We start from the raw sequence: 18,451 nt of genomic DNA, 5'->3' as shown, positions 1-18,451 counted from the left end.
AATGCCACGTTGAGCAATTCCTATAACAATCAAGATTTTAGGCGAGAGCTGATATACAGGCTACTTAATTCCAACTCCCCGGCCCACTATGCCAACGGCCGGATCACCTTTGATATCACGCTCAAGCCTGGCGAGAGCTGGCATACCTGCGCCTACTATATTCTTGTCGAAGGAGAGCAGATTCGAGAACCGGTATATGATTGCCATGCTCTTCAAGATGGGGATTCTAAGCTTGACCGACTCCAGAGCGAATGGCGCAGCCTGGTGACGCAGGTGACCTCAGCGAATGAAGATGTCTATCGGGCCTACACACAGGCTGTTGAGGATATGGGCGCACTCCGAATTCACGATCTCGACTTTAGCAAAAATGTCTGGCTACCCGCTGCAGGTGTGCCTTGGTTTGTGACGGTCTTCGGCCGGGACAGTTTGATCGTCTCCCTTCAAAATATGATGGTTCACGCGCCCTTCGCCCTTGGGGCGCTCAAGAAGCTCGCCGAATACCAGGCGAAAGAGAAAGACGACTACCACGACGCCGAACCGGGGAAGATCGCTCATGAAATGCGGTTCGGAGAACTCGCTCACTTTAAGCAAATCCCCCACACGCCTTATTACGGGACAGCCGATGCCACCATCCTCTATCTGATTACGCTTCATGAAGCCTGGAAGTGGACGGGTGATCCGGCGCTTCTCCGAGAATACCGCGACGTAGCTCTCGACTGTTTGGAGTGGATCGACAAATTCGGTGATTTGGACGGCGATGGCTTCCAGGAGTACAAGACCCGCTCTTCATTGGGTTACGAAAACGTCGGTTGGAAAGACGCGCCAGATGCGGTGGTTTACCCGGACGGCACCCAGGTGAAGCAGCCGAAGGCGCTTTGCGAGCTCCAGGGATATGTTTTTGACGCCAAACTACGGATGGCCGAGGTGTTTGAAGCTCTTCGAGAGCGGGACAATGCCGCGCGCCTTCGGAAAGAAGCCCTTGAGCTTCAGCAGCGGTTTGAGAAGGCCTTCTGGATGGAAGAGGAAGGCTTCCTCGCCTATGGGCTTGATCCGGAGAAGAACCAAATCAAAACCATCGCTTCCAACGCTGGTCATTGCCTCTGGAGTGGGATCGTTTCCCCGGATAGGGCCGGGAAGATTGTAAAGCGCTTCTTCCAAGAGGATATGTGGAGCGGCTGGGGCATTCGGACTTTAAGCAGCAAAAATCCGGCCTATAATCCTTTTGAATATCAGTTAGGGTCTGTCTGGCCACATGATAACGGCATTATCGCCATGGGTTTTAAGCGTTACGGGTTCCATGAAGAAGCAAGCCGTGTGGCCCGCGACATTTTTGAGGCAGCCAGCTACTTTGCCAGTTACCGCCTGCCGGAGCTTTACGCCGGTCTTTCCCGCCAGCCGGGGACTTTTCCCGTTCAATACAAAGGCGCGAACATCCCTCAGGCCTGGGCGGCAGGGTGCATCTTTCATTTGATTCAGGCTATCCTCGGTTTACGGGCAGACGCACCTAATGGCCGGTTGTATGTGGATCCGACTCTGCCTAATTGGCTTCCGGAAATTGAATTGAAAAATTTCAAAGTGGGGGATTCGATACTACACCTCCGTTTCTGGAAAGAGGGATCTGAGTCACGCTGGGAAATCAAGAACCGTCAAGGCTCTATTGACGTGGCCGAAGCACCTTTCACAATTTCGGCCCAATCTCGAACCCAATCTTAGGGCCCGCCCCTCAGGGACCCCGTCATTTCCTGGTTGAAGGGAGTACCGCAACCTATCGAAATAATAATGCCTTGGCAGTTCTTGGCGTACTAGCTAATGATAATCTTGTGATTCTCGCCTTTTGTGCGGAGAAGGCGAGAGAGCGCTTTTACTGCACAAGCCTACAGGCTTAACGATCCATCTGGATTAAATCGCGGAAAGTCGAGAAAGCTAAATATCAAAAAGAGTCAACCCAAGCGGCCTCAACCTCTTTGAGCGTCTCGTCTGGTTGCTTCTTTAATTCTTTACGCCCGAGAGCAAGTACGTCTCGAAATTTCATCTTGTTCGTCTTACAAATTCTCTTTCGCTAATAAAGCGCCATCCACTACGTTCAGCTGCTCCTTTATCGTCAGAGAGCCCGGTTACGTTCAAAATATTCCCAACCATAATATGATCATCAGCGGGAATATAACGCTTGAGCTATATTAAGTGCTCTTCTTTACTTACTTCTCCGATTGGTCCAACGAAAGAGAACAGCTTATGCCAATTAGGACACCTGGTTACCATAGCCCAATTTCCTCGCACGTGCGCGCGTAGCGTTTACAAATACGTCCGAACCCTGTGGGGGTGGATAGTGGCAATGACGCAGCGTGTAAAAGGGGGTGTGGGGGACTGGTGGTGCAATTCGTTTCAAATATCCCCAAAAACAGCCAACATTCATCAACAAGGGTAGAAAGGCAACCTCCTGATTTTCATTTAGTTGTTTATTGACTGTGATTGTAACTTATTGGATTAATGAGACTTAAAATCCCTCGGAGAATTCTCCGTGCCGGTTCGACTTCGGCCCCGGGCACCATGAATAGAGAATAAGCCCTAAAGGCTGGTTGTTTTGATTTGATGGGATACGTGCACACAAAAGCGTCGAGGCGTAAGGGATGATCCCTTACGCCTCACTACCCTAAGAACGCGTACTTTGTTCCGGGATAGAGTGAGCCCCGCAAGCGAAAATTTGTCAGTGTTCGTTTGCCGGAATGACGGCTAATCGAGCTTACTTTGCCTTAAGGAACAAATAACCAATACCGGCGGAGGCGTCCAGGCCTTCAATGGTTTCAATAGCAAGGGGTTGCAGTGCGATATTGTCGGCACCTCCACCAACGAGCACTGCGGCCCCAAGACCGACCGCAAATGCAACGGAGGCCTGCCCACCGACATACTTACCGCCCAGTGCACCCGGTCCCAGCTTGTCGTTTGTAGCCGTCAGTACCGTATAGCGCATGGTGGAGATCTTGTTCCATGAGAGCGCAAGACCAAGCCCGATACCGCTCTCGCCCGCGTAATTTTCCGTACCGCCCTCTGCCCGCTCGAAGGTGCAATTCAACTGTGTACTTGAATGGATAAGCAGATTCACTGTTGTGCCAGGGATCGTTTTACAGGTGACGATACCGGCATTAAATCCGGCCTCTTCTGCGGCTGGGGCTTGGCTGCTTGCAAACGCCAGCATCATCGCAGCGATCATAGGCGGAAAATTCGATATATTATGTCGTTTCATTTCCTTCTCCCACGAATTTTAGTACGGACTTAGAATTGGCGGCGAGAGTGTACTCTTGGATAGGATCTGTTACAAGCAGCTCGAATCCAGCTCAAAAACTGAGTTCCAAGGGGGTAACGATAATGAAGCAGGCTCAACTGTTATACGGGATTATCTTTAGTCTCGTATTCGGTGTAAGCGCCCACGCAATTGACGAAAACAGCAGATATCAGACCTACGCAACGATGCCTTGTAACAGCTTTTTAGAGTACCGCGCCTCTGAGGACGATGTGCAGGTTGTGACGTTCGTCAAAGGATATCTTTCTGCGCTGAATTTCTCCTTAGACGATACGTACGATCTTTTGGGCAATACCTTATTTGATGACGCAATGGTGTGGTTAGATGGCTATTGCGGGGAACATCCTTCATCGACGCTCAATAGTGCACTGCAAATGCTTTTGATTGAGCTATATCCATCTCGCCAACGCCATGCGCCAGGGTAGAGGGCTCTTCAGGAAATAACTGACAAGGTGCCGGGCTGGCACGCTAAGACGTTGGATGTTGTAGAGATAGGCCTTACAGCCAGTATTTAACCGGCGTTTTCTTTTTTGGGTTACGTGGTGGGGCCGTGGGCGTGCTCTCCGGTGGATCGCTCGCATCCAATTGCTTGATGGCGAATTCGATGAGTACCAGCGAATCAGAATTTTGTGCCTGACTTTCAATGCCTTCGCTAAGGCGAGTATGCAGCTGAACCTGTGGCTCGAGCAGGCATTCGCCAGCAAACGGTCTCACAACGTCATGGTTGTCTTCTTTGTGCATAATGCTCTGATGAAGTTACGACGTAATCGGAAAGCTTGATGTCGGTCGCTTCGTTTTGTTGACGGCCCGACGTGCGTGCTTTCCCCGCTCCTGAAAATCGAGCAGCGGTTTGGGCAAACGGTAGGGCCCACGGTTGGGTTTTTCCAACGCACCAAGGGCAACCATGCCTAATCCTGCTATGGCAATCCCAAGTCCGATAATGAGAAGGGGTGGGAATACGCGGTGACCGGGGTTCATCATAGCGCTGACGTACCCTCCGACGAGCGGCTTGATTGCCTGGCCGTTGGCAATCTGAATCACCCTCGAATCGGCGTAGGCAGCTGTACCGCACAGCAATCCAACCATTAACACGCCAATTAAGCCAAAATGCTGAAATCTCTTCATGGTCATCTCCCCAAGCTCATAAAGTATCTGGTTATGGCGTACAAAATTGCCGTTCCCCAATAACTAGATCATAGGCAGGCTGCATTGGGTGCTGTGTGATGCAGTTCACAGAAGCCGAGAGACGATCGTGATGATTTTCACATTTTTGATAGTGTGTCGTTCGAGGAAGTTGTAGGCCCTCCTAATCGAGATATTTGGAACTAGGAGAACTCCGCCCCTGTGCCTGTAGAGGGCATTTGGGTTGAGTTGGCTAGCTATCGGCGGATATGCTAGCTTGGGGCAGAGAGCAAGGGCGCGTAGATTTAACATAACGACAGGTACGCCGGATGACAGCGAAGATTATCGACGGTGTTGCGATCGCCAAGGCGGTTCGCGCAAAGTGGAAGGAACGCGCAAATCGCCTCAAGGCGCAGGGCGTCTTACCAGGACTGGCTGTGATTATTGTGGGCGATAATCCTGCGTCCAAGCTATATATTCGCAATAAGATAAAGGTGTGTAGTGAGGTGGGCCTGCATTCCGAGGTCCACGAGTTTCCAAGCGATACGACCGAAGAAATAGTGCTCAAGTGCATCTCGGAGCTCAACGGCAATCCGGATATACACGGAATACTGGTTCAGCTACCGCTTCCACCGCATATTGATAGCGCCAGAGTTCAGGAGACCATTTCCAGCGAAAAGGATGTGGACGGGTTTCACCTATACAACTTGGGGGCGCTTATAGCAGGGGGTACAGTCTTTCCCCCGTGCACACCTTACGGGGTGCAGTGCCTCTTAGAGCACATGGATATTCCCATAGAAGGACAGAACGCAGTCGTCGTGGGCAGGAGTAACACCGTTGGCAAACCCATGGCGCTCATGCTCCTGCAGAAAGGGGCAACTGTGAGCATCTGCACGTCGAAAACGCGAGACTTGGCGCAATACACGCTGCTTGCGGATATCCTAGTGGTAGCGGTAGGTAAACCACGACTGATTACCGGGTCCATGGTCAGAGAAGGGGCAACGGTCATTGACGTTGGCATCAATCGATTGCCTGACGGCAAACTCGTCGGGGACGTCGACTTTGACGAGGTGAGAAAGCGCGCCGCTCATATTACGCCGGTGCCCGGCGGCGTCGGCCCGATGACCATCACCATGCTGGTCGCGAACACGGTGCAAGCGGCAGAAAGAGCGGCTGAAAAACGGGCGACTGCAGCTTAATCAGTGACTTAACGAATGGAGGGGAAACATGACTGATAGCGTTTATAAGATCATTGAGCTTGTGGGAACCAGTAGTACATCGTGGGAAGACGCGGCAAAAAATGCCATCGAACTGGCCAGCAAGAGCTTAAGGGATCTGCGGATCGCGGAGGTCGTCACTCTGGATACCAAGATTGAAAACGGCAAGGTCATTGGCTACCGGGCGCGGGTCCGCCTGTCGTTCAAATTTGAGCCGCCTCGCTAGGCTGGCTGCTCCTTTGACTGGCCGGGCTATCATCGTGGCGCCGGTGCCGAGACCATCGACGCCCTGACGGGTTTTTCTCCGTAGCTCCGTTTCGCTGGCGCCACCGCCATCTGCGATGGGCGCCACGATGCCCCACGGTTCTTTTGAGATCTGAAAAGTGTATTTGATATTATTCAGTAAATTACAATGACTATCTCGACTTATTCTGCGTTTAATCCGCCTATCAGGCTGTTATTGTCCACGACCCTCCAGTGGCCTGCTAGCGCCTGTTATGGCCCGCCGTGCCTTAGGGTTGGGAAGGTTGGCATGCTTCAGGCTAGAGGTGACTCGATCGGTCCGTCGGCGCCGGCGATGCTACCTGTATATTCAACATAAAGAATAGAATTTAAGAAATTGTAATTTAAGTTTTTTTTAGTGCTAATTGCGATGCCGTCGGCGAGACCTGGCAAGGCTTGGCGAAGACCTTTGGGATCGTGATTGCGGATTCTGCGACACCGGTCACAGTCGATGGCTTAAGGTTGTGATTTTCCGCACAAATTTGGGATCTAGGGGCGGCTATATTTTAGGTTGCGCAGAATATAAAGCATGCTAAGGAGGTGGAAACCCGGTAACGGGGCCAGATTCGCTATTTGGCTGCGTTATAGCGCTGTTGTCTCGTCTGGGTTTGTCGAATCGTGGGAAATTCACGCGAACATTCCCCTGCCGCTGTGCCAAGGCGCCGTAGGCGATTACGCCCTGGTAAGGCCCTGCGGGTGGGTCTTGGGCTCATTGTGGTATCGGTTGTTGCGCTTGTTGCAGCCCTACACCTGTATGATTTCAACCAGTATAAAGGCTTAGTGACTGCCCGGGTCAAAGAAGTGACCGGGCGTCAACTGCGCATAGAGGGGGATTTGGACCTTGCCTTCTCGCCCGGTCCCGTGGTGGTCGTGACAGGCGTCAATTTTGCCAACGCCCGCTGGGGTAGTCGGTTTGACATGGTCAAGGTGGCGCGCCTTGAAGCCGAGATAGCACTACTTCCTCTCATCATCGGCAAGGTGCAGGTAAAGCGCCTGGTGCTGGTCGAGCCTGACATCTTATTGGAAACCGATAATAAGCGTCGAGGTAATTGGAAGTTAGATATCAAGGACGTGAATCAGCTCTCCCAGGGGAGCGCGAACCGTGACGTATGGGCGCTCGACATTCCCGAAGTCCGTGTTGAACGGGCGCATATTACGTACCGTGACGGCGTTTCAGGGCAAAGCAAAGATTTTACAATCAAAGATATGTCACTGCGTACCCACAACATCGATAGTCCCATCTCGCTGAACTTAGTTGCCATCTACGATAGCAAACCGATCTATCTATCCGGCTCATTTGGCACGCTGAAGGCGTTTATCGAACATACTTCTTTCCCGGTCATGATAACCGCGACCGCGGACGATATGGCATTTACCTTGAACACCACGATGGCGAGGGACAAAGAATCTAAACTGGCCTATAGCGTCGATAGGCTTTGGGCCACGCTCAAGACAGCCAAGATGGAGGTCCATCTGGACAAGGATCAACTGATCTATCGCGATCGCCGGTCTGGCAAGACCGTAAAATTCGGAATAAGACAACTGTCTGCAGGTGTAGCCAGCGTCACAACCCCCGTGTCTATCGATATAGCCGCTTCATATCAAGGGACGGACGTGGCGGTATCCGGTACGCTCGGGGCGCTGAGTACCTTGTTACAAAATAAACCCCTGCCTATCAAATTGGCGGTGAAAACCGCTGGTATTAAAGGCGTCGTAAAGGGCTCCATAGGGGAGCCACTGAAGGGTAGGGGCGTAAATCTTGTTGTCGATTTGCGGGGAGACAGCCTCGCAAGGCTCTCCAAATTGACGGGGATCAAACTGCCTCCGCTTGGCCCAGTCCACGTAACCGCTAACGTGGTTGATGGCGACGGAACCTATGTCGTCAACGACCTCCAGGCCTCGCTCGAGGCCGGCGACATGAAGGTCCGCGTCACGGGCTCAATTAAGCGGCCATTAGAGGCCAGAGGGGTCAATCTGACTGTCTCCATAAATGCGAAGGCGCGTAAGGGCAAGTCCGGCAATAAGATGAAGCCGCGGAGTCCAGTACAACTGAGCGCCAAGGTATTCGATGGAAAGGGCGGCTATGTAGTCAAAGACATTACGGGGATCGTAACTGTGGGTGCGAGCCAGTTTTCTATTGACGATAAGAAACTGACCTACCATAACCGCGGTTCGAGACGGACTATGAAATTAGGTGTCAGACGTTTGTCCGTCGGCATTAAAGGCGTGGATAGTCCAATATCGTTAGATCTGGGGGCGACGTACAACGGCCAACCCGTTGACGTTTCTGGCACGCTGGGCAAGCTGAGCGATCTTGTACGGAATCGTGATCTGTCTGTGAAGTTGGCGCTTAAGTCCGGCGACGCCAATGCGACCTTCGCGGGATCCATTATCAAACCCCTGACACGGCGTGGGGTCAACCTTATTGTTGATATGCAAGCAGGTACGCTTGCAAGCCTGTCTGAATTTTTGGGGCTCAAACTGCCGGCAATTGCGCCCGTCGAATTCAAAGCTGAATTGGTCGACGTCAGCGGAGCTTATCTTATTAAGGACATTCACGCCAAGGTGGGTAAAAGCGACCTGTCCGGCGAAATAACGGTTGCCTTTGCTAGTACGCGTCCAAACCTATCGGGACGCCTGACATCGAATCTGCTTGATCTGGCTGAACTGCTACCGAAAAAGGAGCCCCAAAAGCAAGCCCGAATCTTCTCAGCCGAACCGCTGCCTCTGGACGCACTTCGTGTAGTTGATGCGGACGTAATGATTAAGGCTAATCGGGTCCGTACCCGCGGACTTGTACTGCACAGCGTATGGATGCAGTTTGGGCCTGAAATCACCCTTGAGAATGTGACTATGGGGCTCAAACTAGAGGCTGGTCGCTTGAGCATAAATCCCGCAACGGCCGAATTGGCAGGCGGCACCGTTCGTGCTGACATGGTACTGGATGCCAGTGGCCAAACGCCCATATTATCTTCTAATCTCGTTGCCAAGCAGATCGAAGTCGGTCAACTCGAACAGGTTAAGAAAGAGGACTTCCTCACCGGCGGTAAGACTGACATAAGGATTAATGTAAGCGGGCGTGGTAATTCGGTACGCTCTGTCATGGCTGGGCTCAATGGGGAATTGCTAGTGGTGATGGGCGAGGGACGAATTAAAAATACGAAGGTGGACCTGATCGGCGCCGATCTGTTGATAGAAACCATTCGCATGATGAGTTCATCCACAGAAGAGGATGACTTTACTGATCTGCGCTGCGGAGTTTTGCATTTCTATATAAAGGACGGCATCGCGACCACCGATAAAGGCATCGCTGCTCAGACTGGTAAGATGAATCTGATCGGCAGCGGCGTCATTAATTTGAAGACTGAAGAGTTGGAGATTCGAATCCACCCCAAGGCGCGTAAGGGGCTTGGAATAGGTGCCGGAACCCTTGCCCAGTTGGTCCGGGTGGGCGGCACCTTAGCTGAACCCAAGCCTGAGCCTGATCCAGTGGGGGTTTTGAAAACGGGCGCGTCCATTGGCGCTGCCGTGTTTACGAGTGGGCTGTCCCTCTTGGCCGAAGGCCTGTTTAGACACGTTACCGTAGACAAAAGCCCCTGTGTGACGGCGCAGAAAGCAAAATCGGACAAGGTCGCGAGCGCCGCAAATAGGAATGGAACCAACCTGCACACCCAAAAGGCAAATAAGCGAACTCAACAAGCGCCCTTTTAGCGCCAAGCAGCTCAAGGGACATGAGGTTGGGGGGAGTCAAAACAGCACCGCATCAGGGATCAAGCCAATCGCTTAGGGCAACTAGGTGAGACGACTTGGCGACAGGCGTGTGTTTCATATTTTTGATCTCTCACGACTTTGCCGTGACCGCGGACTCATCCATCAGTCCCGAAGGATCTCTGTCATCCAATGCGGGGCGCTGCCAAATTGCTTAATCGGACACCCTCAAGATAGGGTATCTCTTCGGCTCTGAACGCAGGCTCCAGGACTTTAAGGTTGCCGGCGCGGGGCCAGTGCTGGGTATCAAGTATCAAGACGTGAGGAGAGCAGCATGTACGCACGAGTCGTTAACGTACCAATGAAACCCGAAAAATCAGACGAAACGAATACCATCTGGCAAGATTCAGTTCTTCCCGCTGTGAGAGGGCAGGCCGGCTTCAAGGGGTTACTTGTTTTAGTGACGCCAGCCAGAGATAAATCGATGTCAATCACCCTGTGGGAATCCGAGGCGGATATGAAGGCGAATGAAGCGAGCGGCTATTATCAAGCACAAGTCGACAAGTTCGTGGATATGATTGATGGGGCGCCACACCGGGAGCACTATGAGGTAATTCTTCAGGCTTGAGCAGCCGTTGCGCATTTTTGAATGGTAAGTTAACCCGACGTTGTTTTTTTACTACTATTACTGCTGATGGGTCGAATGCTAATCGACCGCTCGTTGGCGAGCGGTTCTCAAAGGAAAACAAGATTAATGTGCCTTGTGTGTCCGGAAGGTTGACGAGAGGCCACATACAATGACATACAGTCTGTTCGTTAATATGTAGCGATTACCGGGATAGTCTACGAATCGATGGCGAAACAGCTTCAGAATGATCGGCAACTGGCCGTCTTTCCAAAGGCCAATCCAAATCCCGTCTTGGCTTGCGATCCGGATGGTGCGGTTATGTATATGAATCCAGCAACGGACCGGATGATCAAGCGCTTAGGCCTTGATACTGTGCAAGACATGCTGCCAAAGAAACATCGTGAAGTCGTGCAGACTTGTCTAAAAAAGAAAGGTTCATGCACGGTCGAGGTAGCATTAGAGGGCCATATTATTGCTTGGTCGTATTCTCCGGTACCGAATGATAGAACTCTGCACATCTATGGACAGGACATTACTAAACGCAAGCAGTCAGAGAGGGCACTCCGCGAGCAATTTAAGTATTTCGGCGTATTGCAGCGCATTGCCTCTGCCGCCAACGAGGCATCCGATGTAGATAAGGCGATGCAGGTTTGTCTTGACGAGGTATGCGCCTTGACACAATGGCCCGTTGGGCACGCCTGCGTACTCGCGGATGACGGCAGCGGTGACCTAGTACCTACAAAACTATGGCACCTTGATCGCCCAAAGGAGTTTGAAACCTTTCGTTGGGTGGCAGAAATGACGCGATCCGCCCCCGGTGTTGGGTTGGCAGGTCGAGTTTTGAACAGTGGAGAGCCGGCATGGGTTATCGACGTTACTACAGATCCGGATTTTCCCCGAACTAAACTCGCACAACACATCGGTGTCAAAGCCGGGTTCGCTTTTCCGGTCTTGGTTGGGAAAGAGGTGAAGGCCGTCCTCGAATTTTTCTCTCGGGAGGCCGCCGAACCCGACAAACCCCTACTCGAAGCCATGGCGCATGTTGGAACGCAACTTGGGCGGGTGATAGAACGTAAGCGTGCAGAGGATGAGCTGAGGAAGACTCATGAGGAACTTGAACAGCACAATCGTGAAATGGCACTGCTTAGCGAAATGACGGACCATTTCCATGTGTGTCAGACCGTGAAGGAGACACACCCCGTCGTTGCCCAGTATGCTAAACAGCTTTTCCCTGACGCTTCAGGGGCCTTATGTTTGTTCAATGAAAAGCGATCGGTATTAGAGGCAGTCGTGGACTGGGGTGAGTCATTGAATAGTGAACAGGTATTCACTCAAAACGATTGTTGCGCACTCAAGCAAGGGAAGCCGCATTTGGTGGACGACCCTGCTAGTGGATTAAATTGCGCTCATGTGTCACAGCGTCCCTCGGCGGGCTATCTGTGCGTTCCGATGATCGCGCATGGCGAAATCATGGGCATGTTACACGTGCAGGCAGCGCAGAAAGAATCCTCTGAGGCCGAGAAAGAGAATAAACATCTGCTGGAATCGATGCAGCGCTTGGCCGTCACTGTGGCAGAGCATTTAGTCCTTGCGCTTGCGAGTATTAAGCTTCGAGAAAGCCTACATTTTCAGTCAGCGCATGATCCACTTACCAATCTTTTCAATCGGCGATATATGGAAGAATCATTGGAACGAGAAGGATGCCGAGTCAAACGTCACGGTACGCAGCTAGGAATACTCATGATCGATGTGGATCACTTTAAGCGATATAACGATACCTTCGGGCACGAGGCGGGTGATATTGTTTTACAGTCTATAGGTGCGATACTGCAGAAAAATACTCGCGGGGAGGATATTGCCTGCCGATACGGAGGCGAAGAATTTGTGGTTATCATGCCGGACGTGCCATTGGATGTCTTGAGCCGGCGCGCGGAGCAGTTTCGAAAATCAGCAAAGATCATAAAGATTGATCACAAGGGCCAATCCTTGGGAACCATCACGGTTTCAGTAGGTGCTGCAATCTTTCCAAAACATGGTACAACCCCAAAAAGCGTTTTGCAGGCCGCTGACAAAGCACTTTACCAAGCCAAAGCTGAAGGACGGGATCGGGTCGTAGTCGCAGGATTGGTCCGTGCTGATAAACCTGTTTCGAATGCTAAGGTCACCTCGTTAAAAAAAGGATGAATTAGATTCCTGCACGCTGTTTCTGTATTGCGTGTTGCGTCGAAGCTGGTTTTTTCACGCTCAGGAACCGGGGTTCATTTATAACTTCATCTAGTTATCGAGCATGAACCAAATTTCATAGCCACAGCCTGTCTATACTTGTATTGGACTACGTTTTTAACGGTTTGTCATTCAGCGCTTTGGCGTCAATCTGTGTTCAATTTCAGATTGTCGTCTCAATAGAACATCTATGCTCGTGTGACAGATGAAAGAATCCTCAATTCGAAACTATTTTTCGGAAACTGCGAAACCGCGACGCCTGGTAATGGTTGTCGGTATTGCCGTGGTCGCACTGTCTGTTGCCCTTTGGTATGCGCTCAATGTAGAGGAGCGCGCGCAAATTGGCCGGACAATCGCGGCACAAACCGGCAATCTGAGCACGGAAATCAAAGCGCTCATTGAACCCCGTATTCTAGATTTGGTACGTATGGGAGAGCGCTGGGCAGTAGGAGCAGGCACATTTGAAGAAAAGTTAAAAGCCGATGCTGCCCTCTATATCGCTCATCAACCTGGTTACGAAGCTGTCTTATGGATCGATCCAGAGTTCAATGTGCGATGGATTGTCCCAACCGAGGGAATTGAGCCCGCAATCGGACTCAGCCTCGCATCCAATGAGCGTCACCGGGTTGCTCTGGAGATGGCCAGGAATCGGCGTGTCTCTACATTTACGCGACCTATCGAATTGGCCGAGGGCGGTAAAGAGTTTTTGATTTATGTGCCGGTGTTCGTTGGGGATCGATTCGCGGGATTCATAGGGGGTCGTTTTCGCGTCAATGAGCTGTTTGATGCAGTTGCGCAGAAGAACATGATGCTCGGTTACTCAATTGCGGTGTTTGATGGAAATGAAGAATTATACGGCCGCTACGGCTCCGGTAGAGCCCATGAACAAGAGTGGGGCCAAGATACAGAAATTCAGATTCAGAATGTGGTTTGGCGTGCAAGGATCTGGCCGACTCCGGAATTACTTGCCAAATTGCAATCACCTCTTCCCGCAATCGCCTTGGCTATGGGTTTCCTGATGGCATTCTTGCTGATGCTTACCCTTCATTTTTCTCAAACCGCGTGGCGACGTGCGCGGGAAATTGTGCGGGCTAATCGGGAGTTAGCAACAGAAATCAATCAACGCAAACAGGCCGATCATGAGTTACGACAAATCACCGATCAGTTATCAATTATTCTCCAGTCCTTACCGGTCATTTGCTACACGTCAAAGCCAGAGGAAGGGATCGGTGCCACGTATGTTAGTAACAATGTTGCAGCGCTGACTGGCTATACACCAGAGGACTTTGCATCTAACCCATCGTTCTGGGCTGATCATATTCATCCAGACGACGCGCCTCGGGTCTTGTCCGGGTTAGCCAAATTGCCAGAGAAAGGCTGGTTCGAGCATGAATATCGGTGGCAAATAGCGGACGGCTCCTACAAATGGGTTTATGACTTCTTGCGTATCATAAAGCGGCCAGATGGGGATGATGGTCATATAGTGGGTATGATGCAGGACATCACCGAGCGGAAGAAAGCTGATGAACAATTGCGATTTCAAGCGCACTTGTTGGACAGTGCTCGGGAATCAGTAGTCGCTACAAATCTCGAGGACCGGATCATCTACTGGGGCAAGGGCGCAGAAGCCTTGTATGACTATCAAGAGGAAGAGGTCATGGGCAAACCAATCACTTCGATACTTGAATCTTATGGTGATGGCGACGTCCGCCAGCGAAAGGAGACTATTTATAAAACTGGATCGTGGAGTGGACAATGCGAGCAACGGCGTAAAGACGGTTCTATGTTTATGGCTGATACGGTCATTTCTCTGGTGCAGGATGAAAATGGCAAGCCGCGCGGGTTTATCAGTATTGATCGCGATATCACGCAGCGAAAATGGGCCGATCAGGCCCTGCGCGTCAGCGAAGAGCGTTACAGAGCGCTTTACAATGATAATCCGTCGATGTACTTCACTGTGGATCCCGAAGGGGTGGTCCTTTCTGTTAACCGATTTGGCGCGGAAGAGCTCGGATATGCCGTTGATGAGTTGCTTAAGCGCCCCATATTTATGGTATGCCATCAGGAAGATCAGACAGCGGCGAGGCAGCATCTTGAAGCGTGTTTAGCGCAGCCAAATAAAGTACATCAATGGGAAATCCGTATGATCCGCAAGGATAGTGATGAGATTTGGGTTCGCGAAAGCGCGCGCGCAATTGAATTGCCTGATCAAAGAGTCATCATTCTTGTAGTATGTGAGAATATTACAGAACGTAAACGAGCAGAAGTACATATACGAGAATCACATCAGCGCCTGCGTAATCTGGCGGCACGATTACACGCAGTACGCGAAGAGGAGAGGACATTGATTGCTCGTGAGATTCACGATGAACTCGGGCAGGTTCTGACGGGTTTGAAAATCGATTTATCGTGGATGATGAATAGGTTGCCAAAAAGCTGGAAAACACTACCTGAACGTGTCCGGGCAATGATATCAATAGTGGACACAACGCTTCAATCCACGCGGCAACTCTCAGCGCGCCTGAGGCCGCCGATGCTTGATGATCTTGGATTAGAGGCGGCCATCGAGTGGCAGGTAGAAGAATTTGCGGCACGAACAGGATGCAAGTGCGATCTACGCATCGATGATAAAGCATGCGGATTTCATGCCGATCGGGAGACTGCGATCTTTCGCATTCTGCAAGAATCGCTGACGAATGTTGCACGCCATGCGGATGCGAGTCGCGTAGAAGTCAAGCTTTCGCCAATAAACGGCCAAGTGGTTTTGGAGGTTCGCGACAATGGTAGTGGAATTACCGAGGATGCGATATCGGGTTCCGGGTCGCTTGGATTGATTGGTATGCGTGAAAGGGCAGAAGCGTTGGGCGGTGAGGTCCAGATCCGACAGCTGCCGGAAGGTGGCACCTTGGTCTCGCTTCGGATGCCGTTTACGCCATAATGTGATTAGTGGAGGTACTATGATTCGTCTTCTTATAGCTGATGATCACCCGATCGTGCGTGAGGGGCTGAAGCGCATCGTTGCGGAATGCCGTGACATGCGTGTTGTTAGCGAAGCAGTCAATGGTGATGAGGCGCTCACAAAGAGTCAATCGACTGAAGTTGACGTGCTTTTACTCGATGTTTCTATGCCGGGGCCCGGTTTTCTGGATGTTATGCGCCGCCTGAGGGTGGAGGCCCCCGAGCTACGTATATTGGTCTTGAGCGTGCACCCGGAGGATCACTACGCAGTGCGTGCGCTCAGGGCCGGTGCCGCCGGATACCTGACTAAAGATCATTCCCCTGAAGAGTTAGCCAATGCGATCCGACGGGTGTACGGAGGGGGAAAGTACGTGACCCCGTCTCTTGCGGAGCAACTTGCGTCCGAATTGGGGCCTGATGCGTTAAAACCGCCACATGAGACGTTGTCCGACCGTGAGCATCAGGTATTTTGCATGCTTGGATCAGGAAAGAGCGTAAATGAGATCGCTTCCGAGCTCAGTTTGAGTCCCAAGACCGTCAGCACGTACCGGACACGCCTTCTTCAGAAGATGAAACTTAAGAACAATACCGAACTCATCCGTTACGCCGTACAGAACGGGTTAGTCGATTAATAGGGTGTTCTTAACGTCCGTGTGAATTGCCCTCTCCCTGCCTGGACCTGCTGGTCAAAATTCGACCAGTAAGCGAACTGTTAATGCTCGCGATGGCCGTCGCGGGGGATGACCAAAACGCTAGCCTTGCCCCACTCGCCCTAGCGGGCTGCCCGATGAATTTCTTGGTTTTTGAGGTATCTAGGGGCGTTTGCTTGAACTACTCTTAATTTAAGATTAGTGGGCCTCAGTGGCAAGAACGCCGCATTGGCGCCTCTAAAAACGATCGTGCCTTGGAATGGGCCTAACTTTGGGCGCTCTTAGCAATGCGAGAGCGCGCTACGTCTTTTTCTTGTATCCCCAGAAAGATAGGCTCGCCACCTCTGCGATAGATATTAATCTTCGCGTTATAGACATTTCTCGTCATGCCATGCTTATCCGTTATTTTATACTTGCTGATCTTAAATTCTCCATTTCGACCGCGTTCGCCAGTTAGATAACATTTGATTGATTCGATCTTCTCCCCCGACAATTCAATCCCGCGAAGTTTCGTTAGACTTTCTTGCAGTTTGTCAATGAAGCTTATGGTGTTGATAGTTATTAGATTCGCCTCTGGCGCATCTGATTCCGGAATCGTGGTCTGAAAATCTCCGACCAAGATTTGACCCGGCAACGCGTATTCGACCATGCGCGCAAGTTCTATCGTCACGTCACCGACAATGTAGTTATACATCGTCGGGTGTAGCCCTTCTGCTTGGTAAAACTCGTAGTCGCTCGCGATATGAAAAGCCGTCTTTAATACGGGTGTTGTGTTTCCCTTCGCTTTGCTTCTTGCAATCGCGTTATCAGCGAGAATCAGGTGCATAAAGTGATACAGGTTCATGTTTCCCTGGATGCTGCTATCCCGATTCCATATATAGAATCCATCACCAGTGGTCGAACGGGTAAAATCCATGGTGATTTTTTTATTCAGCAGTTTGCTGTGTGCGGAATTGGCAGAGTAGGCGAGACTATTTAACTGGGTCATTTGATCGAACGCTTCATATAGAGTGAACTCCGGAATATCAAACAAGGCAACGGCACGGTTCTCTACGAAGCTGAAGCTATAACGCCTGATAACCTCATCGATGAGATCCACATCGAGGACCCCTTCGTTGAGAGGGAATGGGAGTTTGATATGGGTTGGTTTAATTTCAAATAGCTCTGCTATGTGGGCGAGCGTCTCGCTACTTGCCTGCCGCGTCCCTGTTATCAGGTTTCGAACGAAATTCTCTGCGGAGCCACCTGCGGGAGGCGCCTTAGGGTGCAATGGCGCTTCTTGTTCGGGAATCGATGGGTGAGTCGTTGCAAAGGTCGCGATCAGATAATGGGGCACCACGAGCACGTCGATGCCCGATGCGCTTGGGCACCAATTTAAGATGATGTTTCTGCCGAGGCACCAGTGCCTGAATAAGCCATCATCGAGATGCTTTAAATTTTCCCGCGCGTGCTCGTTGAGTTGTCCAAACGAGGCGGACGCATCGGTAGAAGACGGCAGCAAGCCGTTGAGATCACGCGCTTTGGTACGCATTTTTTTGCCGGGGTTTACAGGGGACCCCGCAAGTTGTGCGGCTCATGTCTCTGCCGTTTGGGTTATGCCGGCAACGTTAATTCTGATTACGCCCCCTGCCCGAAGTATCTTACCGTTGTCGTTGGGCTACTGCAAAATGGCGCCATGGGGCCACAATGGGCAATGATTTGACCGGGGGCTCGCATAACGGGGCCTGGGGCGCACCAGCCAGTGCTGCCAGTTGAGGCCTAAGTGCGCCGTGAAGTTAAAGGCCCACTGGCCGGCCAGAGAAGGATGGGGTTAGGGACTTGCCACCGTGTAGCGGCTCATTGAAGCGCCGGTGGGCGTGAGTACCCCCGGGCCGCCTAGGGTGTGGGCATCGGCCTGGGTGGTGCCCACATAGGTCGTTGAGGTGCCTGCTGTCACGCTCAGTGGCCCCGCATTGGTTAGAAACCGGGGGGCAGCGTCCTCCTCGCCTGGGCCCGCCAGCACTTCCAGGCGTTGCGGGATGGTGATCCGAAAGTCCACATGCACGGATGCCCTCAGCCCCTCGGTGCCGCCCTGCGCGCTACTTCGCTCCGCGTGGGCCTGAAGGCTCATTATCCCAAGGAGGACCCAGCAGGAAATGCCCGCCAAGGGGCCAAGCCCCTTATCCGCTCTGTCGAGGTCCGGTGAGCACTGTTTCCTGTGGGCGCAGCGACTCGCACGGCGCAAGAACCGGTTTGCACGCCTAAGTCTTTGAATCTTGGCGGTTCGCGCCAACATTCGGACGCCCTCGTTGGCTATGGGACCCGCTGGGTCCGGGCGTGATGCAGGCAATCCTACCGTTAGTTGCCTCCCAGGCCAGTCTGCTGG

The 18,451-nt window shown here is 51.8% G+C and carries 14 protein-coding genes; 9 read left to right on the top strand and 5 right to left on the bottom strand.

Going from position 1 to position 18,451, the window contains the following annotated elements; genetic code table 11:
• Positions 1–1,713 (top strand): trehalase family glycosidase (locus O6944_00295; protein ID MCZ6717592.1); only part of this gene is annotated, 1,713 nt, incomplete at its 5' end.
• A gap of 1,027 nt (positions 1,714–2,740) precedes the next feature.
• On the opposite strand, the gene O6944_00290 is transcribed toward O6944_00295, so the two are convergent.
• The gene (locus O6944_00290; protein MCZ6717591.1) at positions 2,741–3,241 is read right to left on the bottom strand and encodes a DUF992 domain-containing protein; all 501 of its coding nucleotides are present in this window, start codon (positions 3,239–3,241) and stop codon (positions 2,741–2,743) included.
• Between the two features lie 122 nt (positions 3,242–3,363).
• Here O6944_00290 and O6944_00285 point away from each other — a divergent pair, with 122 nt between their 5' ends.
• Positions 3,364–3,723, top strand: a complete 360-nt coding sequence (locus tag O6944_00285; GenBank protein MCZ6717590.1) for a hypothetical protein — start codon at positions 3,364–3,366, stop codon at positions 3,721–3,723.
• A 73-nt stretch (positions 3,724–3,796) separates the two neighbouring features.
• Here O6944_00285 and O6944_00280 read toward each other — a convergent pair whose 3' ends face one another.
• Both O6944_00280 and O6944_00275 read right to left on the bottom strand, forming a co-directional pair.
• Positions 3,797–4,039 (bottom strand): hypothetical protein, encoded by a 243-nt coding sequence (locus tag O6944_00280; GenBank protein ID MCZ6717589.1) that lies wholly within the window; start codon positions 4,037–4,039, stop codon positions 3,797–3,799.
• A 15-nt stretch (positions 4,040–4,054) separates the two neighbouring features.
• On the bottom strand, positions 4,055–4,423 hold the full coding sequence (locus O6944_00275) for a hypothetical protein (protein MCZ6717588.1): 369 nt from the start codon (positions 4,421–4,423) through the stop codon (positions 4,055–4,057).
• A gap of 326 nt (positions 4,424–4,749) precedes the next feature.
• Between O6944_00275 and folD the strand changes: the two genes are divergently transcribed.
• From folD to O6944_00240, 7 genes are all read left to right on the top strand, one after another.
• Positions 4,750–5,619 (top strand): bifunctional methylenetetrahydrofolate dehydrogenase/methenyltetrahydrofolate cyclohydrolase FolD, encoded by an 870-nt coding sequence (gene folD / locus O6944_00270; protein MCZ6717587.1) that lies wholly within the window; start codon positions 4,750–4,752, stop codon positions 5,617–5,619.
• A 28-nt stretch (positions 5,620–5,647) separates the two neighbouring features.
• Complete coding sequence (locus tag O6944_00265; GenBank protein MCZ6717586.1) at positions 5,648–5,863, top strand: dodecin family protein; 216 nt, start codon at positions 5,648–5,650, stop codon at positions 5,861–5,863.
• Between the two features lie 674 nt (positions 5,864–6,537).
• Positions 6,538–9,630 carry an AsmA family protein gene (locus tag O6944_00260; GenBank protein MCZ6717585.1) on the top strand — a complete coding sequence of 1,031 codons (3,093 nt, stop codon included), beginning with the start codon at positions 6,538–6,540 and terminating at the stop codon, positions 9,628–9,630.
• Positions 9,631–9,961: 331 nt separating this feature from the next.
• Positions 9,962–10,255 carry an antibiotic biosynthesis monooxygenase gene (locus O6944_00255; GenBank protein ID MCZ6717584.1) on the top strand — a complete coding sequence of 98 codons (294 nt, stop codon included), beginning with the start codon at positions 9,962–9,964 and terminating at the stop codon, positions 10,253–10,255.
• Between the two features lie 225 nt (positions 10,256–10,480).
• On the top strand, positions 10,481–12,439 hold the full coding sequence (locus tag O6944_00250) for a diguanylate cyclase (protein MCZ6717583.1): 1,959 nt from the start codon (positions 10,481–10,483) through the stop codon (positions 12,437–12,439).
• A 244-nt stretch (positions 12,440–12,683) separates the two neighbouring features.
• A complete protein-coding gene (locus O6944_00245) occupies positions 12,684–15,416 on the top strand; it encodes a PAS domain S-box protein (protein MCZ6717582.1) in 2,733 nt (910 codons plus the stop codon).
• A 19-nt stretch (positions 15,417–15,435) separates the two neighbouring features.
• Complete coding sequence (locus tag O6944_00240; protein MCZ6717581.1) at positions 15,436–16,068, top strand: response regulator transcription factor; 633 nt, start codon at positions 15,436–15,438, stop codon at positions 16,066–16,068.
• A gap of 283 nt (positions 16,069–16,351) precedes the next feature.
• Here the strand turns inward: O6944_00240 and O6944_00235 are convergent, their stop codons facing one another.
• Together O6944_00235 and O6944_00230 are read right to left on the bottom strand one after the other, a co-directional pair.
• Positions 16,352–17,617, bottom strand: a complete 1,266-nt coding sequence (locus tag O6944_00235; GenBank protein MCZ6717580.1) for a hypothetical protein — start codon at positions 17,615–17,617, stop codon at positions 16,352–16,354.
• A 279-nt stretch (positions 17,618–17,896) separates the two neighbouring features.
• On the bottom strand, positions 17,897–18,451 hold a 555-nt coding region (locus O6944_00230; protein MCZ6717579.1), incomplete at its 5' end, for a hypothetical protein.

It is taken from the genome of Gammaproteobacteria bacterium, from assembly GCA_027296625.1.
GTDB lineage: Bacteria > Pseudomonadota > Gammaproteobacteria > JAKEHO01 > JAKEHO01 > JAKEHO01.
Note: the sequence above shows the minus strand (reverse complement) of the source record. Positions and strands in the feature narration are given on the sequence as shown.